Origin of the sequence: Acetobacterium wieringae (assembly GCF_001766835.1) — a bacterium.
In the GTDB taxonomy this organism is placed as follows: domain Bacteria; phylum Bacillota; class Clostridia; order Eubacteriales; family Eubacteriaceae; genus Acetobacterium; species Acetobacterium wieringae.
In genome coordinates this window covers 32,687-55,156 of record NZ_LKEU01000043.1, presented here as the reverse complement: position 1 = coordinate 55,156, position 22,470 = coordinate 32,687, and the positions used below count along the sequence as shown (strand labels likewise).

The window sequence follows — 22,470 nt, the reverse complement described above, 5'->3', positions numbered from 1 at the left end:
TATGGCTATGGCATCATTCATGGCGGGAGATGATTTCATGTTGAAGCTTTCAAGACTGGAAACAGATATGGAAATGATCGCAAAGAAAGCGATCTATGCCGGGGCAAAAGTTGTGGCCGATGCCATGAAAATAAATCTCAAAGGGGTATTGTCTGATGAAGCAACCGGGGAGCTGGTTGAAGCCATGGGGATCACACCCATTAAATTGCTGGGCGGACAATGGACTGCAAAAATCGGTTTTGATGGATATGATGCAAATGGAGTAGCATATCAGCTTATTGCCCGTATCCTGGAATCGGGAACGAGCACAAGAAAAAAGAAGCCGTTCATGAGAAAAACAATGAACCAGGTTAAAAAGCAGGTTGCAGAAGTAATGACGCAAGTCATTGATGAAGAAATGAAAAAAATATTTGGTTAAGGCGCTTTCGGGTGTCTATTTTATTTGAAGGAGAAATCAAAATGACGATTAAAAAAATGAATTTACAGTTATTTGGTGATACAGTTCCGGTAAATATTAAAAATTTTTGTTATGCAAAATTGAATGTAAACACCGGTGTCTATGAACCACCAGTGGTAATTCCGGGATTGATGGAAGTAAAAATGGAAATGAAAGTAGAAGAATCAAAACTTTCAGGGGATGGAAAAACAAGATACATTGTCAATACCGAGGGTGATGTCAGCATTGAGGCAACGGTGAATAAATTTCCATTGAAAGATCGGGCAACACTGCTGGGAAGAACGTTCGATGCTGAAAAAGGGACATTGCTGACAACTGAAAATGATGTTGCCCCATATGTAGCAACCGGATTTGAGATTGAAAATGAGGATGGAACCAGTGCGTATACCTGGTTATATAAGGGACGGTTTGGTCAACCATCGGAAAGCTACAAACAAAAGGAAGAAGGCAAGGTCACATTCCCTAATCCAACACTAAAGGGAACATTCATTGCCGATAAAGACGGTCACAAAGGTATTATCATGGATGAGTCCGAAGGAATCACGCCGCCGGCAAACTTTATGGCATCTGTTTATAAACCGACAATCGATTTAGTAGCACCGACGGTAACGAGTGTACCAACTGATGGAGCCACCGGTGTACTGGGAACCGCCAATCTGGTGCTGACATTCAGTAAAGCAATTTTGGCTGATACCATCAATACGGCAAATATCTTCGTGATGAAATCGGACGGAACAGCTGTACCGGCAACATTATCAGTGAACGCCACAAATACCATTGTAACCGTGGATCCGGTTGCGACACTGACGGCAGGGGATTACATTTTAATTGCGACCACTGGCGTGAAGAGTGCTGCAGCAGGCGTCAACATGGCGGAACGATACATCGTAAACTTTACAGTGTAATGTAACAGGGGGGCTTTAAGCCCATTTTTTCGAGAAAGGAATAAATAATGGAAATTAAATTACAAATAGGCGATACAGAAAAAACATTTGTTACCGGAAGACCCAAAGCAAGAGCCGTTCGTGATGCCATCAAACTGGCTAAGAACCTGGACCCGAAGAATATTTCAGAAGAAACGCTTGATGAAATGGTTGATTTTACCGTTGATACATACGGAAAACAGTTTACCAGGGATGATGTATATGACGGAATCTATGCAGATGAAATGATTGAAGTGCTTACCAAAACGGTCAGAGAGGTTGCCAACGGAACATCTAAAAAGGTGGAGTCAAAAAACGATCAGGCGGGGACGGTAGTGGAAAACTGCTGACCCTGCATGAATGGATTGATGAATTCTATCTGCATCTTTTAAAAGACGGATGGAAACTGGGAGAGATTGATGAAATGGATCTGTGGTATTACCTGGATCTGATAAATTACAAACAGGAAAAAGAATATTGGGAAAATCAAAGAAAAGCAGTTGCGATGCTGAAAGGCATATTGTAGCTGTTTTTATTTTTCCGGAAAGGAGGAAACATGGGATATGATGCAGGCTTAAAAGTTGGCATTGATGGAGAAGCGGATTTTAAGAACGGCTTGAAAAGCCTGAACAGTGAAATAAAAACAGTCGGATCCGAATTAAGGGCCGTTACCAAAGAATTCCAGGATAATGCTGACTCCATGGAAGCCTTAACAACCAAAAACAAAGTGTTGGCCAAAGAAGTTGATTTGCATAAATCGAAGGTCGAACTGTTAAGCAGAGAGTACAAAAACCAGACCGATGAGTTAAAAAAACTGGAACAAAAGCTGGAAGAAACAAAAAAAGCCCATAGCGATGATTCTGAAGAGGTAAAAAAGGCCCAGAAAGAATATGAAAACCAGGCGCTTAAAGTAAGAAAACTGGAATCCGATTTGGGTACAGCAACTTCAATGCTGAATCGGTACACCAAAGAGATGAACATCAATTCTCAATCGGTCAAAGATCAGACCAGTGATACCGGAAAACTGGAAAAAGAACTGACTGACCTGAAGACTGAAATGGGATTGCTTGAAAGTGACCAGAAGAAGCTGACCAGCACCTTTAAACTGCAGCGGGCAGAACTGGGACTGAATGTCACCGAGGCTGAAAAAATGGAGCTGGCCCAAAAGCAGTTAAAACAACAGATTGAATTGACTGATATAGTGGTAGCCAATCTTGATACGCAGTTGGACAAAGCAAAAAAGGCCTATGGTGAAAATTCAAAAGAGGTTAAAGACCTGGAAACAAAAATCAATGAAGCAAAAACGCAGATCGTTGATTTTAAAAATAAGCTGGACGATGTCAAAGAAGGTTCTGACAATGCCGGAGCCGGACTGGAAGAACTGAATAAAAATGTCCAGTCCATCACGCTGTTTGAGATGGCAGATGCCCTGCAGGGTGTAACCGACAAGATTATTGAACTTGGAAAAATGGCAATGGATACAGCCATGTATTTTGGTGATTCTCAAACAAATATCAAAGCAAATTTGGGTTTAACAGCGGACGAAGCAGCAGCACTGAATGATGTGGTCAAAAATGTATTTGAAAATGGCGTGGTAGGATCTGTTGAAGAAGCAACCAATGCCGTTATCCTGGCAAAACAATCTTTTGGGGATTTGAATAATGCAGACCTGCAGAATTTAACAAACCAGATTGTCACCATTGCCGATCGTACCGGAACAGATGTTAAAGATAACATCATTGGCGTTGATAAATTGATGACAGCTTTCGGAATAACCGGTGAGCAGTCATTGGATTTGATTGCTGCAGGTTTCCAGAACGGCCTGAATAAAAACGGAGATTTCCTGGACACCTTAAACGAATATCCCTATTACTTTTCACAAGCTGGTTTTTCAGCGTCGGATATGATGCAGATCATTTCTAACGGTATGGAAAACGGGGCAATGAACACTGATAAAGCAGCAGATGCCGTTAAAGAATTTCAAATCAGACTTGGTGACGGATCTATCGAGAAGGTGATTAGCTCTTTTTCAACGGATACCCAGGACATGTTCCAGAAATGGAAGAATGGAGAGGCCACCGTTGCGGATGTGGCAAAGTCGATTGGTGCCGATCTGCAGAAGATGACACCGAGCGAACAGCAGGCAGCATTATCAGCGTTGTCTTCACAATTTGAAGATTTGGGGGTTAATGGAGCAGCAGCGTTATTCAATGTTGGGGATGCGTTCAAAGATACGACCGGAAAAGCAAAGGAAATGGCAGAACAAAGCCCGGGTGAAAAATGGGAAGCATCAATCAGAAAGCTTCAGGATGCATTATTACCAATCGGAAATGCTTTAAAAGATGCATTTTCGCCAATAATCGATGGACTGGCAACGGTAGCTGAACAGGTTGGAAAATTGCCGGCGCCGGTTCAAGCGGCAATAAGTGGTATTGTGATTGCAGTTGGCGGAATCATCAGTGCCATTCCGATTGTGGCAATGTTTGCAGCGTCATTTAACACACTGGCCCCATTGTTTGCAGGAATTACAGGAAGTGCCGGAGGCCTTGGCGGTGCATTGGCAGCATTGACAGGGCCGATCGGTATAGCAATTGCAGCAGTGGCAGCAATCGGGGCCGTGATCGCCGGAGCCTGGCAGAATTCCGAAACGTTCAGAACATCAGTAGGAACGGCATTTGAATCAATAAAGACAACCATTTCAGATGCGTTTGCCCGGATCAGTGAAGCTATGGCACCAGCGGTGGAAGCATTCCAGGGTTTTGCAGTGAATATTCAACCGATATTACAGCAAATCGGTGATTTTCTGGGAATCTATGTTGTGCCTTTGGTACAGCAGTTTATCGAAACATTTATAAACGGGTTTACGGCAATCATTGTGGCTATTGCGCCATTTATTGAAGCCATCGGAAATCTGCTTTCGATTATTGGAAATTTTGTTGGTCTGGTCTTTGCATTGCTGACAGGAGACTGGTCAGGAGCATGGCAGTTCGCTCAAAATATTGCTCAAAGTGCCATTGATTTTCTGGTTAATGTATTTCAGGGTTTGGTTAATTGGGTGACGCTTATTTTCCAGAGTATCTTTGATTTTATAAAAGGGATCTGGGAAGGGATTGTCCAAAAGACAAACGAGAATTGGACAAATATCGTCAATTTTCTACAGACAACGTGTCAGGTAATCTATGACAACACGATTGGGAAAATTACAGAAACCGCCACAGCGATAGCAACCAAGTGGCAGGAAACCAAGACGGATACTCAAATCAAGTGGGATGCGATTAAAAGTGATCTGGCCACCAAGTGGGAAGAGATCAAAACAAACATCTCAACAAAAGTACAAGAAGTATTCAATGATGTTTCTCAAAAATGGCAAGACACACAGAACGATTCAAATGAAAAATGGGGAGGAATTGTTTCTGACCTGACAGCAAAAGCCGGAGAAATCTTCACGAACGTTACCGGAAAAATAAAAGAAATCGTGGATGATCTGCCTTTAAAATGGGAGGACATAAAAACAACAGCCGGAACAAAATGGACAGAGATTTACAATAATATCAAAAATGCGATTACAAGTCTTCCAGGGGAATTGAATGCTATTGCAGTAAATATGCTAACCGAGATGAAAAACGGGATTGATTCAACTTCAAGTGCAGTTTGGGGAGCTATGGAAACTTTGGCTGGTGAATTGCTTAAAAAATTCAAATCAGCGCTAGGAATTGCTTCACCTTCAAAGGAACTGTTTGCAATTGGACAATACATGATTCAAGGTTTGATAAACGGACTTAACGGCGATAGTTTAATGACCTTTGTAAACAATATGGTTGAAGAAATCAAAGCAGCATTTGCTGCAGGAAACTTCAATCTTCAGGCTGCAATAGATTTTGTTGGATCGGGAGCCTTAGAGTTTTTCAAATCAATCGGAGTTGGTGGAGCATCATTTGGAAATCTAGTGGCACCGGTATCGGGAGATATTACATCCGGATTCGGTCCCCGTGATGCAAGCGACACTAATGGTGTAGGATCTACAGATCATATGGGAATTGATATTGGTGCAGCATATGGAGCCACTGTTGGAGCTGCCGGTGCTGGGACAGTTGAATTTGCCGGAGGAGATCCCGGAAGCGGATATGGTTATTACGTCATGATTGACCATGGCAATGGACTCGAAACACTATATGGTCATTTATCACAAATTTTGGTAAATGTTGGCGATTTGGTTAGCCAAATGCAAGCGATTGGACTTGTTGGTTCGACTGGTAATAGTACTGGTCCGCATTTGCATTTTGGAGTCATGCAGAATGGCGAATGGGTGGATCCTTCTTCTATCTTTGGTTTCGATGTGGGATCCCGTTATATTCCGCAGGATATGGTGGCCATGGTCCATGAAGGTGAAATGATCGTGCCTAAATCAGAAAATCCTTATGCAAACTCTGAAGGGCAAATCATGCCGGGTACAACAATTAATCAGACCGTCAACAATTATAGTCCAACGGAACTATCACCATCACAAACTGCTAAATTAAATAAACGGGCATTGCAGGAATTGGCTTTGAGTCTGTAGGGAGGTAATAATGAAGACAGTTAAATTCATAAATGGAATTGGCGCTGAGATAACACTTACAACAGATTCAGAGCCGTTTTTGATGGAAAAGTTCAGCCAGAGCACCGGAGCCACGCAATATACCATCAAGGGATCTGGGCAAGATGGAACGAAGTTCATAGAGAACACATTGAATGAAAGTGATGTGACCGTAAAATTATCTGTTATAGGAAACTCGAATGATGAATATATGCGGTACACAAATCAGGTAAGAAGAATTTTTAATCCGAAGCTGGGCCAGGGATATTTTGTTTATAATGACGGAGAAAAAGATTTGAAACTTACCTGTGTACCGGATAAAGTTTTCTTTCCGGAAGAGGTTGGAAGAATCGCTGGAAAAGGAATTATCAGTCTCACCGCCCATGATCCATATTGGCATGAGCTGCTTGAGACAAAAGAAGAAATCGCACTCTGGGTCGGAGATTTTGAGTTTGACTTCCTAAACGGCCTGCAGATCCCAGAAGAGGGAATCATCATGGGCCACCGGGAACTTAGTCTGATTGTTAATTGTCCCAACGATGGCGACGGGGAAGCCGGTATGATCATCGAGTTTCGGGCTTTGGCCACGCTCACAAATCCATCACTACGGAACGTCAACACCCAGGAATACGTCAAAATAATCAAAACCATGGTCGCCGGCGAGATCATCCGAGTGAATACACATTTCGCTGAAGAGGATGTGGAAATGGAATTAAACGGTGTTACATCCAATGCTTTTAACTACATCGATGAAGATATGACATTCCTGAAGCTTTACCAGGGCGATAATTTATTCAGATACGATGCAGAAACGGGCCTGGATAATCTGATCGTTAACATCTACCGACAAAACAAGTATCTGGGGGTATAGAGCATGGATCTTTATGTAGCAGACAGAAGCTTTAATAAACTGGGTACCGTCAATAATCGGACATCGCTTCGGTGGGTGCGCCGGTACCGGAAAACCGGAGAGTTTGAAATCCATTGCCCGGCAACGTCCCAGAACATAGAGAAGCTGCAGCGGGGCAATGTCATCATCAAGCCCGGTGATCCAGAAGCGGGTTTTATCTCATATCGCAATTTACAGGAAGACAACGAAGGAAAAGAGCTGCTTGTTGTTAAAGGGCAGTTCTTAACCGGATACCTGAACCGGAGGATCATCTGGGGGATTGAAATCATAAATGGACTGGTGGAAGTGGCCATGCGGACGCTGGTCACAAAAAACGCCATTAGTCCCACGGACGCTGACAGAATCATTACGGGATTATCCCTGGGGTCGTTGAAGAACTACACCGAAACAGCTGATTACCAGACATCCTATGCAAATTTGACGGATGAACTTGAAAACCTGAGCAATCTGTCAGATATTGGATTTCGTGTCCGCTATGACGGATCTACCAGGTCAATGAAATTTGAAACCTACAAAGGACTGGATCGAACCGCCGGGCAGTGCGTTAATCCCCGGTGCATTTTCAGTAAAGATTATAACAACGTGGAAAAACAGGAGTTTACCGAAAGCGACGGAAATTACCGGAATGTTTGCCTGGTGGGCGGTATCGGAGAAGGAACAGACAGAAAATTTACAACTGTTGGCAGCGCAGCCGGTCTGGATCGGTACGAAGTGTTTTCAGATCAGAAGAGCCTGAGCAATGTTGTGGATAGCGTAACGCTGACCGATGCAGAATACCAGGCGCTGCTTCAGGGAAAAGGAAGTGAAGTTCTCACCCAAAATAAAAAGATCTGTGTATTTGACAGCTCCATTGATAAGAATGCGAACCGAAAATACAGAGAGGATTATGATCTGGGGGACATCGTGACAAACATCAACAAAAAATGGGGTGTCAAGCTGGATACCAGGATCGAAGAAGTGGAAGAAGTCTATGAGGACGGAAACGAAAAGATAAATGTGGTGTTCGGGGATGAAGCGCCAACGCTGATTGATAAGATTAAACAAATAAATCGACAGGCGGTTTCATCGGGAGGGACATCATCCGGAACGGTGATATCTTCAATCGATGGAGGGATATTTTAGAAAGGGGTGAGTTTATGGCAGAATCGAGTGGTTTTTTTCCGTCGTTCAATGGGGACAGACGGTATTTCACCAGTTTCTTCGCAGAGTATTTTGCGGATTTTATTGGAAATGGGATTTATCCCAATCCGTCAACCCAATGCCAGGTATTGGCCAACAATGATATGACGGTAACGCTGAAGCCTGGAAATGCCTATATCAATGGATACCGATACAAAAATGATAGCGATAAAAGTTTAAGCATTAAAACGGCGGATGGTGTTTTAAAACGAATTGACCGGATTGTATTGCGGCATACGATATTGAATCGGGAAATAAAAGCCTACGTGAAGAAGGGAGCATTTGCCAGCATTCCAGTGGCTCCAACGCTGCAGCGTGATGCAGACATGTGGGAGCTGGGGATTGCAGATATCTATATTGCCAATGGTGCGGTCAGTATTTCCCAGGCAAATATCACAGATTTACGATTGAATAATGATTATTGTGGGATTGTCCACGGGGCAATTGATCAAGTTGATACGACAACGATCTTTAATCAGTTTCAGGCGTGGTATCTTGAGACAACAAATCAGGCAGCAGCCGATATTGCGACGATGCTTTCAGCATTTCAAAGCGGGTTTAACACATGGTTTGCCGGGGTGCAGGATACGTTATCCGGGGATGTGGCCGGAAATCTACTGAATAAGATCAATGATCTGATTGCGAGAATGACAGCGGTTGAAGCGGATATCATCGTTCATACGACAGCAATTGCATTAATAGAGAACAGAAAAATAAATGATTTCAGAAAAATGAGAATGGGTGGGATCTGATGTTAATCCAATTAAGAAGAGGAAATGAAGCAGATCTTCCAATATTGGAATCTGGGGAGCCAGCATTTACGACGGACACCGAAAAATTATATATTGGAACCGGTTCGGAAAACACGCTGGTTTCAGATCAGACCTATACCCACATCCAAATCACTCCATCAACTGAATGGATTATACAACTTCCTGCTGGTTTTAAAAAATATCCGAGTATACTTATAACAGATTCAGCCGGGACAATGGTACAAGGCGATGCGAATTATAATGAAACAACCGGAGAGGTTACGCTATCATTTGCCGCAGCATTTGCTGGTCAGGCACATTTCAATTAGGAAGGAGGTAGACCATGAAGTATTTAGCAAATATTGATTTGAACAAAAACGAGATCCAAAATGCACGTTTCCAGAATCTTGCTGCAGCACCATCTTCACCAGTTGCCGGGTTATTTTATTATGATACGGTTTCAAATACAGCATTATTCCATAACGGGACTGGCTGGATTGACATGGGCCAGGTGCTGACAGGACCGGATATTGTATCACTCATAAACGCTTGTGCATCCTTAATCGATGCGGACAATATCAATTCACTTACGGCCGCAAAGATATCTGATTTTGACACTCAGGTAAGAACCAATGCTCTGAACCAGTTGACAGCACCAACAGCTGATTTATCGTTAAATAGCCATAAATTGACAAACGTTACGGATCCGGTGAGTGCCCAGGACGCTGCCACTAAAAATTATGTTGATGCGGCCAGATCCGGGCTGACAATTAAAGACCCGGTCAGGGTGGCCAGTACAGCCAATGTTGTGATTGCAACGGGAACATTATTGACAATCGACGGGATCACACTGGTTGCGGGAGATCGGGTTTTACTAAAAAACCAGACAGCAGCAGCCGAAAATGGCATCTATGTGGCTGCAACCGGATCATGGTCCCGGGCGTCTGATGCCAACATCAGTGCGGAAGTAATCGCCGGGATGGCGATCTGGGTCAATGAGGGAACTGTGAACGGTGATAGCCGATGGGTATTGACAACCAATAACTCAATCACCCTGGGAACAACTGCCTTGACATTCACAAAGGATTTCCAGGCGTCAGATATTGTCGCCGGCGCCGGTATGACAAAATCAGGGAATCAGCTAGATGTGATTGGGGTATTAAACAGAATTTTAATCAATGCAGACAGCATCGATATATCACCAAATTACGTTGGACAAAATACGATAACAACGCTGGGAACAATTGCAACCGGGGTTTGGAACGGCAGCATTATCCCGCTATTGTATGGTGGTACTGGCGCATCAACGGCAGCGGGTGCAAGAAGTAATCTTGGCGCAACCGGGAAATATGCCGCCAACGTCGGGGATGGATCATCGACAGCGATAACAATAACGCATGGGCTTAATAGTCTGGATGTTGTGATGACGCTGAAAGAGGTGGCATCTCCATACAATGCTGTCATGACTGACTGGCAGATTGTTGATGCGAACAATATTAAGCTTTTGTTTGCGACGGCTCCAACAGCTGCACAATATAGAGTGGTGGTGATCGGATAATGAAATATCTTAACACTATGCAAAATAAAGATGGTAAAGAAGTTGATGTTGATGGCCACCAGCACACAAAGTCAGAAATCACTGACATGCCAACAAAGCTGAGTGAATTTTTGAACGATATTGGTGCAGGTGGCGGTGTGAGTGCGCTAGTTATCATTAACCAGAATAGAAAAAACAGAATGGGAGGAATGTAAAATGGCTATTGGAGATGTAACACCAAGTGAATTATGCTTAGCGGCATTGGGAATAACAGCGGCAACGGTAATCACAAATGCCGGGGCGAGTTACCGAACCCAGGCGACGCAGATTTTTATAGCGAATACCGGGGCGTCTCAACGGACAATTACGTTGTATAAAAATGGGATAGCAACGACAAATATCATTGCAAGTTCGATTGTGATACCCGCGGGGGGATCTGTTATTATCGATACTAAATTAATTTTAACAGGTACCCAGACAATCGGCGCAAAACAGGATGTCGGGACGGATTGCAATATCGCAATCTACGGGATCGTTGAACAGATTGCGTAATGGTGAACAATTATGATTAGAAAATTTGGAGGAGTGGCGGGCGTGGACGGTCAGCCGCAGGGGATTGATATTGGGGTTGGCGGGAGCAATATCAAAAGCATTCAAAACGGGGTGTCTTCAATGGGCACCGGAGTTGGATATATTGATGTTACTATTTCTGCTATTGATATTACAAAAACAGTGGTAATTGTAACTGATGGATATGAAACTAGTGGTAATTATCCATATGATGGATATTGCAAAATGATTGCTTGGGCAATTAATTCGACAACGATAAGAATAGTAAGAGGTGTTACAAATGCGAACGTAAACAATATAAATTGGCAGGTAATTGAGTTTAATAATGTAAAATCATTGCAAACTGGCGGTATGAGTTTATATGTAAGCAACGGTGATCTAACTGTCAACCAATATGATCCAGCGAAATCAATTCTCATTTATAGCTACAATTTATCAACTACAACTAATAGCGACTATACAGTTTCTTTATTTAAAAATGGTTCAAATAAAATTGGTTATAAATCATTCTCTAGTTATAGCGTCTCAGTACGTTGGCAATTAATCGAATTTAATTAAGAAAGGAAATAAAAATGTATTTTTACGCACAACTAAATGAAAACAAAGTATGTATCGGAATCAGCCAACTATCAGGGGAAGTGATTCAGGATAATTTGATAGAGATCCCATCGGCTGATAGTGGTTATTTATGGAAAAAGTTCGAGAATGGGGCATGGAGTACCGGATCATTCGAACCGCAAAGCACAGCTCCGATCAGCGAGTTTGAAGAATTAAAGGTGAAAAACACCGCCCTGCAAACTGATTTAACAAACACAAAACTTGCCATGGCCGAACTTGTGGAGCAGCAGCAAGCTGACAAATTAAGCAGCCAGCTTGCACTAGCGGAAGTCATTGAATCAATTATGGGAGGAGGTGCCACAGCATGATCGTAAAAATGTATGCAGATTTAGTAGAGCAGCAATTACGGGCACTCACCGAAGCGGATGCATCGGCATGGAATTGTCCGATGGTTCCGGTTATTTACCGGGCACGGGTTGAAGCAGAACTGGCAAGCAGACAGGCAGCAGCTTAACGGCTGCTTTTTATTTGCGAAAAAACGACATTGAAAAAGAATCACAGGAGGGTGGAATTGGGGGCGGAAACGGCGTTTGATTTGGCGGTAAAGGTAGTGGGAGGGGTTCTCGTATTGTTAGCATTTAAAGCAAAGGTATGGCCGCCGGTTATTGGGTGCCTAAGAAAAAAGTTTATTAAGCCCCATATCGATCTAAACAATCGTTGTGATGAGTTTGAAAAAGCACAGGAAACCCTTGAAATCGGAGTGCTGGCAATACTTCATGATCGGGTTTACCAGGCGTGTAAACATTATATCGAACAGGAAAGCATCGATGTGGAAGATCTTAAAAACCTGGAACATCTTTATAATGCCTATGCCGCCATGGGCGGAAATGGTACTTGTAAACAGCTTTATGAGCGTGTATGCGCTCTGAAAATCAAAACAGATTAGGAGTATATAAAATGAAAGAAAAAATTATGAAAATTGCGGACGCTCTGAGTGGAGTATCCGTTTCTACGTGGGTAGTACTGGCAACGATTCTATTGGCGGTAACGAATGCGATTTTGACAGCAACCGGTCATAATCCAATTGAGGTATCCGATGATCAATTGTTTAAATTCGTGTCCTGGACGCTGGTATTTGCCAGCATCGGTTATGGGATCTGGAAAAATATGTCAATCACGAAATCAGCGCAAACAGCGGATGAAGTTCTAAAATTATTAAAACAGGGATTGGTAACGGTCGCTGAAGTTCAACAATACGTACAACAGGTAAAAGAAAAACAGAACACATCAGCGGATCAGAATACGAAAACAGTTCAAAACACAGGAAATTATAAAACAGAATAATGCGGAGGTAGCGAAATGCTGCAAATCGAAGGAATAGACGTTTCCCAGCACCAGGGCGATATCCAATGGCCACTCGTAAAAAGCTCAAACAAAAAATTTTCCGGCATCCGGATCGGATGGGGTGAAGCCAGGAATGCATCAGGCGGGGAGCTCGATGCAAAAGCCATGGTTAATTTGGATGCCTGTGTTGTCAATGGTATTCCCCCAATGCCGTATCTTTACTCTTATGCTCAAACCGTGGAAGAAGCAAAGATGGAAGCAAATTTTGTTAAAACTATCTTATCCAAATATCCACGATCAACCTTTGCATACCCGATTGCATATGATGTTGAGGATCAGCAGTATCAGGGAAACATCGACATCAACCCGATCATTGATGCATTCTGTGAAGAGATCCATGATTCCGGATATAAAGTTATTGTTTATACGTCATTGGATTGGTTTGAGAATAAGGTTAATGATATCAACAAAGGAAAGTGGTTCACATGGCTGGGTCAATGGGATGTGGATCAGCCGGAGTTCATACCAAGCATCTGGCAGTATTCAGAAAAAGGATCCGTTGAAGGTATTTCCGGAAACGTCGATCTTAATATCTGTTATCAGGATTATGTGAATATTGACAACCCATTTCCGACGAAAGCGGTTGAAGTCGTGGTTACTAAGCCATCAAGTCAATCTCAGGAAGTGATTGCACCAGCGGATCCGTTAAGTGTCCAGGTATTTTCAATTATTGAAGAGCAACGAGTTTTAAGACTTTTAAATTATGGAGACATCGAGGCAGACGGGCAAGCCGGCGAATTGACAAGATCAGCCAGAAATAATGCAAGAAGAGGTTATGGTCTGGCTGAAACCGGAGAATCCGGGCTGGATCTGGAACGGTGCCTAAGAGGTCAGCTTATGTCAGTGCAGGCCAGACTGAATGAACTGGGTTATGTATGCGATATTGATGGTCGCCTGGGAGATGCCGGCACCCAAACAACAGACCGGGTATTAAGCTTCCAGAGAGATAGAAACCTGACAATTGATGGAATAATCGGGACAAATACTTTTACGGCGTTGTTCTCAGTAACAAACGCACCGGTAGCGGCAACGGCCCCGGTAGTCGCATTACCTGAAGGAATGGCATCAAATAACTTCAGCTGGTACGAGTTCGCTTGTGGCTGCATAAAAGGAGATCCGACCAGTGGTTGCAATGGATATCCGGAAACAAATTATGGACAGATCATAGCGCAGCAGTTAATTGATAAACTGCAGCAGCTCCGGGATTATGTCGGGGCAATTGTCATTACGTGCGGGATCCGCTGTCCAGAGAATAACAAGTATTGGAATGGCGTTTGGGATTCACTTCATATGTTGGGTGAAGCCACAGACTGTTATTGTCCAGGACTGGACATCATCGAGTTTGCCAGAATTGCATGGCAGGTATTTGGAATTGCGGTTAGGGTTTACCCATCACAAGAGTTTGCTCATTTGGAGTTGTCGGATCTTGGAGGCGTGTACAACCAGGAAACAGGAGATTTTATTTATTGATCTCGGCCACCTTCGGGTGGCTGTTTTTTTATTTTTTGTTTTTAGACAATGAAGGGAAGGGATGTTATAATCAAAGAAAGTCTAAATTGATGAATGGAGAATGACTTAATGGAGAAAGAAAAAAAGAATGATTTATTTGTGCAAAGAGAGCAATTAATTGATGAGTTGATTGAGTTTAATAACAGCGAAAAAAATAGAATATGCTCATTGGTTGGAGAATGGGGAAGTGGGAAAAGCTTTTTTATAGATAAATTTATCGAACGAGTTAAACGCGAAAATACTCTTGAGAGCAGTGAAAATGATCTGGATCCAATAGAAAAACAAAATTTTGACATTCTGAAATTTGATGCTTGGGAGAATCAAGCAAGTACGAATATTAATGGCATTTTTTTGGAATTTGTTTATAATGACTTGATAAAACCTTTAAAAGATGGAAAGTCTTTTTATGAGTTCATGCAAGAATATGGGGTTAAGTATTTTAAAGACTTAATAAAAAGTGCGGGTGAAGCTATATTGCCGCTGACTAAGGAAGTTAGCAAACAAATTATAAAACCAATTGATGAGTTCAATAATATGGCAGTGTATAAAATGCTTTCTAATACTATTTTAAACGAGATCATTGATGAAAAAAAATTCTATGAAATTATGATTGACTTGCTTTTTTTCGAAAAACAAGATAGTAAGTACTTATTAATCATTGATGAACTTGACAGATGCGAACCCAGGTTTTCAATTGAGCTAATTAAAAAAGTAATATATTTGAATAAAGAAATAATAAAAAAGGGAAAAGACGTTAATTTCTTAATAGCTATAAATAAAGTAGAATTTGCTAACTTGCTTAAAGGGTACTATGGAAACGAATATGATACACATCAATATTTTGATAAGGTATTTGATTATGAGTTTGATTTGCCAAAAGCAAAAAATGCAAGTGATTATATTGGAGGATTGTTAAAAAAACAAAAAAATGGTCGTATTTTTGAAGCTGAGCTTGAAGATAGATTAAGTTTAATATTAATGGAGAAATTTAGGAGATTAAATTATAGAAAATTAAATATATTGTCCGAAACAATTCAAAGTACAAGAAAAATGAAAGATGATAAATATTCTGATTATTTTACGACCGATTATTATTATGATTTATTGAGGTTTGTTTTAGAAGTTGTGAAATTGAGTAATTACAAAGAATATTTAGAACTTACATATGCAGTTAATAGACTTAAAACAAGCAAGATATATTTAGTCAACCCTAATAAAGGGACAATATCAATAAATAGTAAGATTGAAGATAAAAAGACATTTTTTGATGATGTAGAAACAATAAGCAAATATTTTAAATTTGAAAAGATGACTGTAAATGGAAATGGTAATATGGATGAAATTGAAATAAACAAATTGGAAAATTTGTTAAGTGTAGAGGCACTTTGCTTGATGTCGATTTATGTATTTTAAAAGAAGGAAATAAAGGCTAAATGTTATGTAGAACAAAGCTCAGATAATAACCTGAGCTTGGCGATTAAATGAATATTGAATAGATAAAAGCCGTTTCTGTGAAAGAAAATTTGTTCGACTTCATAATTGAAGCCTCCACCAAATTCATAAATAAAGCTCTGGCACCACTTGGACAAGTGATGTTCAGAGCTTTTTTATTTGTTCGAAATTTATTGTTGCCTGTATTTTTGTCTTTGAGATGATTACCCAACCAGGAATCTTAATGAAGTCTTTTTATTAAATAAGTTCGTATGTGATGCGCGTAATGAATTGATGATATGCGCATTTAATACTATAATGAGGGTAAATAAGGAGGTGCTTATAATGGCTACTAGTACAAATTTGAATATTCGTACCGATAAAGATATCAAAGAAGCGGCCGAGAAAATTTTTGGAGAGCTTGGTCTTAACATGACAACGGCAATCAATATATTTCTTAGACAAGCAATCCGAGAAAATGGGATCCCTTTTGAAATGAAACTCGCTGTCCCAAATCAGGAAACGGTCGCTGCCATTGCCGAAGGTAGAAAACTGGCCAAAGATAGCAGTGTCAAAGGTTATTCCAATATGGATGATTTGCGAGCTGCGCTGGACGAATGAAATACGAAGTTAAATTCACGAATCAGTTTAAAAAGGATCTTAAGCTTGCCAAGAAACAGGGCAAAGATATTGAACGGCTTTATGCTGTTATCGAAAAACTTGCCGATGAAGAACCCCTGGAACAAAAATATCGCGATCATGATTTAAGTGGTAACTTTAAAGGATGCCATGAATGCTGGTTTAGTGTTAATTCTCTATCGTGTAGGCAGTCATTCAACCTTGTTTTAAGAAAATTATAGCTGGATGACATAAATAATGCCGCAACTGTACCACATTATTTTAAATCTTTATAAAAGCTCTTTGCATGCTCGATGAGACGTGCAACCATAGGCCTGGGGTTCTTCTTCCAGATCATCAGCAGACCGCTCTCGGTATCTTCAATTTCCTTGAAAACAACGGCTTTCGTATGAAAAGAATGGTAATATTTATCGGTTATGAACACGTTCGTATCGTTGATATTCAGATAAGCACCACTGCCTGTTTCTGAGAAATTATCAGTTTTTGGTACATATCCATTTCTGGCGCAAAGATCCATGATCCATTTTCGGTAATAAGAATTTCTTTTTTCGCTAGGAAGGATAAATCCCAGATTCTTTACATCCTGCATATTCAATTTTTCTTTACGGCTAAGCGCATTTGTTTCGGATATTCCTGCATACAATGGCGACGGAACAGCCATAAAATAGTCAAGGTTTTCCTGTCTGGATAAGGCTTCTTCAAGAAATTTCGGGGCGAAGAATATATCAATATGGTCTAAGATCAGATCATCGATCATTGCAAAAGATGGCGATGTAACGACTCTGAAAGATACTGCATTATCATTTGTCTCAAATGCACTGATCAGCGGAATGAAATAACGTTCCACATTTGTGGCATCACAGATTCCAAATTTAATCGGGTCATCGATGACTCTCTGTATGCGGCTGGCATGTTCAAAAGAATCATCGATCATAATCATGGCACGGGTCAGGTCTTTATACAGTTCCTTTCCTGCAGGGGTCAGACTCACCCTGTTCTTTTCTCGCACAAACAGAATGAGTCCAGTCGTACTTTCCAGAGAGGCTATCTTTTTACTCACCATACCTGTGGTGATCTGCAGATCTTCTGCCGCCCGAGAAAAATTATTATATTCTGCACATTTCAGAAAAATCTCAATCTGCATGAGATTGATGCTGTAAAAAGAATATGGAATCATGTTAACACCTCGGAAACATATTTTTTATAGTATACCACTTAATATACTGTTTTCGGAGAAATTATTGGGATATCACGTTTCCATTTTGGAAACGTTTTCTTCCGTTTTGATGGCTATAAAGATATTTCAGCCGATGTTATGTCAATACCGTTTTAAAACTTCCCAAAATAAACGGTAAAAATTACCCATTAGCATCGTTCGATTCGTTTTCATATAGGCTGACATCATAAAAGCCAGCCTTTTTCTTTTCCCTGATCCGATAGCTGTCACCTTTGATATTGATCGTTGTGGAATGATGCAGCAGCCGATCCAGGATCGCTGTTGCAACGACATTATTTCCGAACACATCACCCCAACTACCGTAGGACTTGTTGGAAGTCAGAATGATTGAGCCTTTTTCATAGCGATTGGAAACAATCTGAAAAAAGTAATGGGCCACTTCATCATCCATGGCCGCATAACCAACTTCATCAATAATCAGGATATTGGGTTTATTCAGTGTTTTAAGTTTGCGATGAATGCGCCCGGAAACAATATTTTCCTGAATCATTGAAATCAGTTCATGAGCACTGAGAAAATAAGCGGTATAGCCACTTTTGATCGCACATACCGCCAACCCAACGGCCAGATGGGTTTTGCCAACGCCGGGCGGGCCCAAAAACACGATATTTTCGGAACGTTCCACAAAGGCGAGTGTTTTCAGTTCGTTTATCTTACGCTGGTTGGCACTGGGCTGGAAATCAAAATCAAAGGAATCAATGGCCTTGATATAAGGAAATTTTGCAAGTTTCAAGTTCGTCGTAGTTGTCCGTTCTCTTTTTGCATCAATTTCTGCCCAAAGCAGCTTGTCCAGGAACTCCAAATAGGATATACTATCCTTGGAAGCTTCTTCTGCATGGTGGTCATAAATAGCAGCCATATGCGTGAGATTCAGACGAACAAAAGCTTCCTTCAGGTGATGGGTTACCATGTAACCACCTCACTGACTAAAGAATCATAGACTGCGAGCGGTCTTTGATGCACTTTGGGCGATTGTTCTGGAATCATAAGCGGTGCTTTGCGGGCTTTGGCTTTATGATTTTGACTGTTCAATCCTTCAAAGTGCCTTTTCATTTTTTGGACCTGATGTTTTTGGGCCGGTTTCCGGTAACCTTCTATGAAAGTACCGGTTTCATCATAGATTTCAATCGTTCCGTTTCTCAGATCCCGCACACCGACACGGTGACCAACAAAGCGGAAGGGAACGGAATAATAATTGGACTGATAACTGATCATACAATCGTTCATAACTTTCCGGCTGACCAGATCCACAGCAAGAAACGGTTCGGTGTTCATCGGCTTCAGCTGTTCTTCCTTCAGTATATCACGGGGTATTTTGTGAATCGTCTGATGTAGCCGGGTGTTGCATTTCGTATCAAGCCAGAGCCGGGCCTGATCATTGAGTTCGGCCAGATCTGAAAAGCTTTTGATTCTCGGCCAGAAATTGCTGCGTACATATTGGACTCCGCGTTCCACTTTGCCCTTGGAACGGGGCAGATAAGGCCGATGCCGAACCGGAATAAAATGGTGATGCTCGGTAAATCGCAAAAACCGCTGATTCCATTTATCGTTGCCGGTTTTGTGACTGTGGGCAACGACCGTTTTCATGTTGTCATACAGAATACTTTCAGTTACACCGCCCAAATAGGCAAATGCCCGTTCATGGCAGCCGATTAATGTGTCAAATTTTGAATTCTCGGTGAACTCAAGATAATAATTTCTGGAATGGCCCAAAACCATGATGAATGCATACAATTTTTTGAGCTTTCCATCGGGCATCGTGACAACGAATTCTCCCCAGTCAACCTGAGCCTGTTTGCCAGGGGGCGTTTCATAGCGGATTGATGCTTTGGCTAACACTTTTTCGCGATATGGTTTCATGAATTCCCGAAGAATCGTCATTTTCCCCTGGTACCCGTCGGCTGCAATTTCATCAAAAATCACAGCGGCATTGACACAGCCTTCATTCATTCGTTCCAGAATATAATCTTTAAACGGATCAAGCTTTCCTTGCCGAAACCGACGTTTCCGATATGCTGGCGGTTCGTTGTGCTTAAGCCAGTTGCTGACCGTTTTTCGATCAACACCTATTTCTCTGGAAATCTGAATGATTGACATTCCCTTGTTTTTTAAACCTTTGATCATGTAATATTCCTCCATTGTTATCATTCGGTTGTCCTCCTTATATTTAAGAAGAAACATACCGTGTTTTCGGGGAATTTTCAACCGTTTATTATGGATAGTTTAACACCGATTTTGACAGTTATAATCAAATCACCAATAAAGGGGGTATAACATTATGACTGAAAGAGAAAATGCATTGCACGTAATCAACCATGATGGACTTGCTGAATGGATTCCGGCCGGCTGTGATTGTCTGGAAATGATCATTCCTACAAATGTTGTCAGAGAAAGACCTGCATATCTGCTTGGAATGGAAGGAAGTGGTTATGATTACTGGGGATGTTGGTGGGAGTTTGAGCAGGATATCATGGGTGCCAGCCCACTGCCTGGAAGACAGCCTTGCAAAGATATCACAAAATGGAGAGAACAGGTAACTTTCCCGGATATCGACGCCATCGCTTGGAGCGGAGCAGAAATTTTCACATCCCGTCTGGATCGTGAGAATAAGCTATCCATGTTTTTTTGGGAGAGCGGCCCTTTTGAGAGACTTCATGCACTGATAGGTTTCCAGGAAGCATTGGAAGCTATGTATGAGGAGCCGGAAGCATTTATTGAATTGATGCAGGCGATCACCGATTTCCGCGTTGCAATGATTCCTAAGATCAAAGAACATTATAATCCCGATATAATCATCAATCTGGACGATTTTGGCCATCAGACCAATTCTTTCATGTCTAAGGAAGCTTTCCGTGAATTTATCCTTCCTTATGATAAACAAGTTGGAGATGCCATTAAGGCTAACGGTATGATTTATTGCCACCACAGTTGCGGAAAAATTGACGGTCTGATGGACGAAATTGTGGAGATGGGTCCTCAGATGATTCTTGGCCTGTTCGCTCCTTACAATGATCAGAAAGCCGTTGTAGAGAAATATGGCGATAAGCTGATTTTTATTGGCGCAACAAATGCTCAGAGAGTCGATATGACCAATGATGATGCTGTTCTTCGTGAAGAAGCACGAATCTACACCGAAAACTTTGCTCCCACAGGCAGCATGATCTTCGATCCAGGCACCATGAACCCCGTGAAGGCAGGCCCAATGAACGATGAGTTCAAAAAGATCAGAGATCAATACAGCCCTGTCCCAGAAGCTAATTTATAGAGATATTCCTTTCCAATAACCTGCTGGTAGGATTTTTAGTTTATCCGAAGAAGCTGCAGCTTCGTGAAGAATGTATTTCACAAGCTGCAGCTTCTTTTCCTTCACTATTTATAGTTCAACAACAAATACCTCATTCTTATGAACTTAAACCTACGCCTTAAGTTCATCCATACTCTTAACAAGCACTGCATCAACGGCTTCTATTCCCTGCACAAAAGGCTTAAATTTCTCTGCTGTCTTTCCGATAGGGCATCCGCCTGATGTAGCAAAGGCAAGAACTTTCTTTCTGGTCCAATCGTATCTTTTGCAGAATGATTGCATTTATTTGGCTCGCTCAGAAAAAAATGAAAAACATTTCAGTTATTTTGAGGAAATGGATCTGATTTCCATTGGACCCATTAATGTGTTTCCAGAAAAGCGGGAAATCTTTCGGTCATTATTTTGTCTGAAACGGAGAATATTAGCACAGAGTTCAATCAGGTTCAGGATATTTTTTTAAAATACGAACAATGGGATTATGCTTTGATCCGCATGATCGCTGAACATGAATCGCTTCAAGCCATCGCTGATCATGCTGCAACGATGCTGAAAAATCCCTTAGCCCTTCTGGATATCACCTTGAAGCGCATATTGGAGGGTGGAAAAATACCTGATCATTATCAGGATACCACCTGGGAATCTATTATGGACAACGAGTATACGCCCAGCGAAACATTTTTAATGTCAAGAGATGACCTGTTTTTTTCTATCTTACAATTATAAGCCTTACTTCGTCCATGGAGCACCTTATAATCACTTCGTATCTTTGAAAAATGCCTGATAAACAAGAAAAGCTTTTACATCGTTGCGTTTTCGCGTCGATGTAAAAGCTATGTTTAAAAGGGTTTTAAAAATTTTAGTTCGACTCTTGGTCAAAATTGGGTGTCATACCAGCACATTTCATGGAGAATTTTGTAATGAAACCGCCGAAAACTATCAGTAAGATCAGGCCGATCACAAAGAAGGGTAAAAATAGGGCATAAGAATTTGGCAGAACCGCGGCGACGGGAGCGCCCATCAGGACACTGCCCATGAAAATGGTGAGGATGGGACACATAAAAATTAAAATGATAACCAGAAGAACCGAATACATCACCAGATTAAAGAGAAACGTGCCCGGAGTTGCTATTTTGCTGGCCAAACCGCCGCTGATTTTTCCCAGGGGGATAATCATACCCAGTATAAAGCCTACCAATACGCCTACCAGCGCCGAGATGGGGAAATGTACCCAATCAACAGAACCGGTAACGATCAAACCGCCCAGGATGGTAAAGGTGACCCCGAAGACGATGGAATTAAACAGATTGTTTAGGAGATTGAATTTTGTTTCTTTTTTCATTTTAGTCCTCTCAAATTTATAATCAGTGATTTTTGGGATTAACGTATCCCACTGTTTTGATAAAACGTTATATTAATGAGTAATTAAAGCTGCAACCTACGACATCACTAATTCTTAAATTGCTGTAATTTTTGCCATCTGCTGC

26 protein-coding genes are annotated in these 22,470 nt (G+C 41.5%); 22 read left to right on the top strand and 4 right to left on the bottom strand.

The features are described 5' to 3' along the window. Position 1 precedes the first annotated feature (1 nt). The 20 genes from ACWI_RS16535 (at position 2) to ACWI_RS16445 (ending at position 16,666) form a co-directional block, all read left to right on the top strand. Positions 2-418 carry an HK97-gp10 family putative phage morphogenesis protein gene (locus ACWI_RS16535; protein ID WP_070372554.1) on the top strand — a complete coding sequence of 139 codons (417 nt, stop codon included), beginning with the start codon at positions 2-4 and terminating at the stop codon, positions 416-418. A gap of 41 nt (positions 419-459) precedes the next feature. Further along, positions 460-1,362: a major tail protein gene (locus tag ACWI_RS16530; RefSeq protein WP_070372553.1), complete on the top strand. Its 903-nt coding sequence runs from the start codon at positions 460-462 to the stop codon at positions 1,360-1,362. 47 nt (positions 1,363-1,409) lie between these two features. Then, positions 1,410-1,730 carry a phage tail assembly chaperone G gene (gene gpG / locus ACWI_RS16525; protein WP_070372552.1) on the top strand — a complete coding sequence of 107 codons (321 nt, stop codon included), beginning with the start codon at positions 1,410-1,412 and terminating at the stop codon, positions 1,728-1,730. Between the two features lie 206 nt (positions 1,731-1,936). Further along, complete coding sequence (locus tag ACWI_RS16520) at positions 1,937-5,938, top strand: peptidoglycan DD-metalloendopeptidase family protein (protein ID WP_070372551.1); 4,002 nt, start codon at positions 1,937-1,939, stop codon at positions 5,936-5,938. Between the two features lie 10 nt (positions 5,939-5,948). Next, on the top strand, positions 5,949-6,827 hold the full coding sequence (locus ACWI_RS16515; protein WP_084633770.1) for a phage tail family protein: 879 nt from the start codon (positions 5,949-5,951) through the stop codon (positions 6,825-6,827). A 3-nt stretch (positions 6,828-6,830) separates the two neighbouring features. Beyond that, entirely contained in the window at positions 6,831-7,988 is a 1,158-nt protein-coding gene (locus ACWI_RS16510) for a siphovirus ReqiPepy6 Gp37-like family protein (protein ID WP_070372549.1), read from the top strand. 14 nt (positions 7,989-8,002) lie between these two features. Next, positions 8,003-8,797, top strand: a complete 795-nt coding sequence (locus ACWI_RS16505) for a hypothetical protein (protein WP_070372548.1) — start codon at positions 8,003-8,005, stop codon at positions 8,795-8,797. Next, positions 8,797-9,126, top strand: a complete 330-nt coding sequence (locus ACWI_RS19115; RefSeq protein ID WP_070372547.1) for a hyaluronate lyase N-terminal domain-containing protein — start codon at positions 8,797-8,799, stop codon at positions 9,124-9,126. The genes ACWI_RS16505 and ACWI_RS19115 overlap by 1 nt, the downstream gene beginning before the upstream one ends. A 14-nt stretch (positions 9,127-9,140) precedes the next feature. Then, on the top strand, positions 9,141-10,355 hold the full coding sequence (locus tag ACWI_RS16495; protein WP_070372546.1) for a hypothetical protein: 1,215 nt from the start codon (positions 9,141-9,143) through the stop codon (positions 10,353-10,355). After that, positions 10,355-10,549: a hypothetical protein gene (locus ACWI_RS16490; protein ID WP_070372545.1), complete on the top strand. Its 195-nt coding sequence runs from the start codon at positions 10,355-10,357 to the stop codon at positions 10,547-10,549. The genes ACWI_RS16495 and ACWI_RS16490 overlap by 1 nt, the downstream gene beginning before the upstream one ends. Position 10,550: 1 nt before the next feature. After that, the gene (locus ACWI_RS16485) at positions 10,551-10,886 is read left to right on the top strand and encodes a hypothetical protein (RefSeq protein WP_070372544.1); all 336 of its coding nucleotides are present in this window, start codon (positions 10,551-10,553) and stop codon (positions 10,884-10,886) included. A 12-nt stretch (positions 10,887-10,898) separates the two neighbouring features. After that, complete coding sequence (locus ACWI_RS16480) at positions 10,899-11,462, top strand: hypothetical protein (protein ID WP_070372543.1); 564 nt, start codon at positions 10,899-10,901, stop codon at positions 11,460-11,462. 14 nt (positions 11,463-11,476) lie between these two features. After that, the gene (locus ACWI_RS16475; protein ID WP_070372542.1) at positions 11,477-11,830 is read left to right on the top strand and encodes a hypothetical protein; all 354 of its coding nucleotides are present in this window, start codon (positions 11,477-11,479) and stop codon (positions 11,828-11,830) included. Beyond that, positions 11,827-11,976, top strand: a complete 150-nt coding sequence (locus ACWI_RS19110) for a CD1375 family protein (protein WP_175440968.1) — start codon at positions 11,827-11,829, stop codon at positions 11,974-11,976. The genes ACWI_RS16475 and ACWI_RS19110 overlap by 4 nt, the downstream gene beginning before the upstream one ends. 57 nt (positions 11,977-12,033) lie before the next feature. After that, entirely contained in the window at positions 12,034-12,408 is a 375-nt protein-coding gene (locus ACWI_RS16470) for a hypothetical protein (RefSeq protein WP_084633769.1), read from the top strand. 11 nt (positions 12,409-12,419) lie between these two features. Further along, complete coding sequence (locus tag ACWI_RS16465) at positions 12,420-12,806, top strand: phage holin (protein WP_070372541.1); 387 nt, start codon at positions 12,420-12,422, stop codon at positions 12,804-12,806. A gap of 15 nt (positions 12,807-12,821) precedes the next feature. Continuing rightward, positions 12,822-14,336 carry a GH25 family lysozyme gene (locus tag ACWI_RS16460; protein ID WP_070372540.1) on the top strand — a complete coding sequence of 505 codons (1,515 nt, stop codon included), beginning with the start codon at positions 12,822-12,824 and terminating at the stop codon, positions 14,334-14,336. Between the two features lie 108 nt (positions 14,337-14,444). After that, positions 14,445-15,788 carry a P-loop NTPase fold protein gene (locus tag ACWI_RS16455; protein ID WP_070372539.1) on the top strand — a complete coding sequence of 448 codons (1,344 nt, stop codon included), beginning with the start codon at positions 14,445-14,447 and terminating at the stop codon, positions 15,786-15,788. Positions 15,789-16,151: 363 nt separating this feature from the next. Further along, complete coding sequence (locus ACWI_RS16450; protein WP_070372538.1) at positions 16,152-16,427, top strand: type II toxin-antitoxin system RelB/DinJ family antitoxin; 276 nt, start codon at positions 16,152-16,154, stop codon at positions 16,425-16,427. Next, entirely contained in the window at positions 16,424-16,666 is a 243-nt protein-coding gene (locus ACWI_RS16445) for a type II toxin-antitoxin system YafQ family toxin (protein ID WP_423230216.1), read from the top strand. Before ACWI_RS16450 ends, ACWI_RS16445 begins: the two co-directional genes overlap by 4 nt. Positions 16,667-16,701: 35 nt before the next feature. Here ACWI_RS16445 and ACWI_RS16440 read toward each other — a convergent pair whose 3' ends face one another. The 3 genes from ACWI_RS16440 to istA all read right to left on the bottom strand — a co-directional run bounded on the left by ACWI_RS16440 (position 16,702) and on the right by istA (position 19,830). Continuing rightward, complete coding sequence (locus tag ACWI_RS16440) at positions 16,702-17,622, bottom strand: LysR family transcriptional regulator (RefSeq protein ID WP_070372537.1); 921 nt, start codon at positions 17,620-17,622, stop codon at positions 16,702-16,704. A 181-nt stretch (positions 17,623-17,803) separates the two neighbouring features. Continuing rightward, complete coding sequence (gene istB, locus ACWI_RS16435; RefSeq protein ID WP_070372536.1) at positions 17,804-18,592, bottom strand: IS21-like element helper ATPase IstB; 789 nt, start codon at positions 18,590-18,592, stop codon at positions 17,804-17,806. Continuing rightward, a complete protein-coding gene (gene istA / locus ACWI_RS16430) occupies positions 18,586-19,830 on the bottom strand; it encodes an IS21 family transposase (RefSeq protein ID WP_070372535.1) in 1,245 nt (414 codons plus the stop codon). Before istA ends, istB begins: the two co-directional genes overlap by 7 nt. 130 nt (positions 19,831-19,960) lie before the next feature. Between istA and ACWI_RS16425 the strand changes: the two genes are divergently transcribed. Together ACWI_RS16425 and ACWI_RS16420 are read left to right on the top strand one after the other, a co-directional pair. After that, positions 19,961-20,947, top strand: coding sequence for a uroporphyrinogen decarboxylase family protein (locus ACWI_RS16425; protein ID WP_070372534.1), 987 nt, complete (start codon positions 19,961-19,963; stop codon positions 20,945-20,947). Positions 20,948-21,388: 441 nt separating this feature from the next. After that, positions 21,389-21,709 (top strand): hypothetical protein, encoded by a 321-nt coding sequence (locus tag ACWI_RS16420; RefSeq protein ID WP_070372533.1) that lies wholly within the window; start codon positions 21,389-21,391, stop codon positions 21,707-21,709. 133 nt (positions 21,710-21,842) lie between these two features. Here the strand turns inward: ACWI_RS16420 and ACWI_RS16415 are convergent, their stop codons facing one another. Beyond that, positions 21,843-22,325 (bottom strand): hypothetical protein, encoded by a 483-nt coding sequence (locus ACWI_RS16415; RefSeq protein ID WP_070372532.1) that lies wholly within the window; start codon positions 22,323-22,325, stop codon positions 21,843-21,845. Positions 22,326-22,470: the final 145 nt, after the last annotated feature.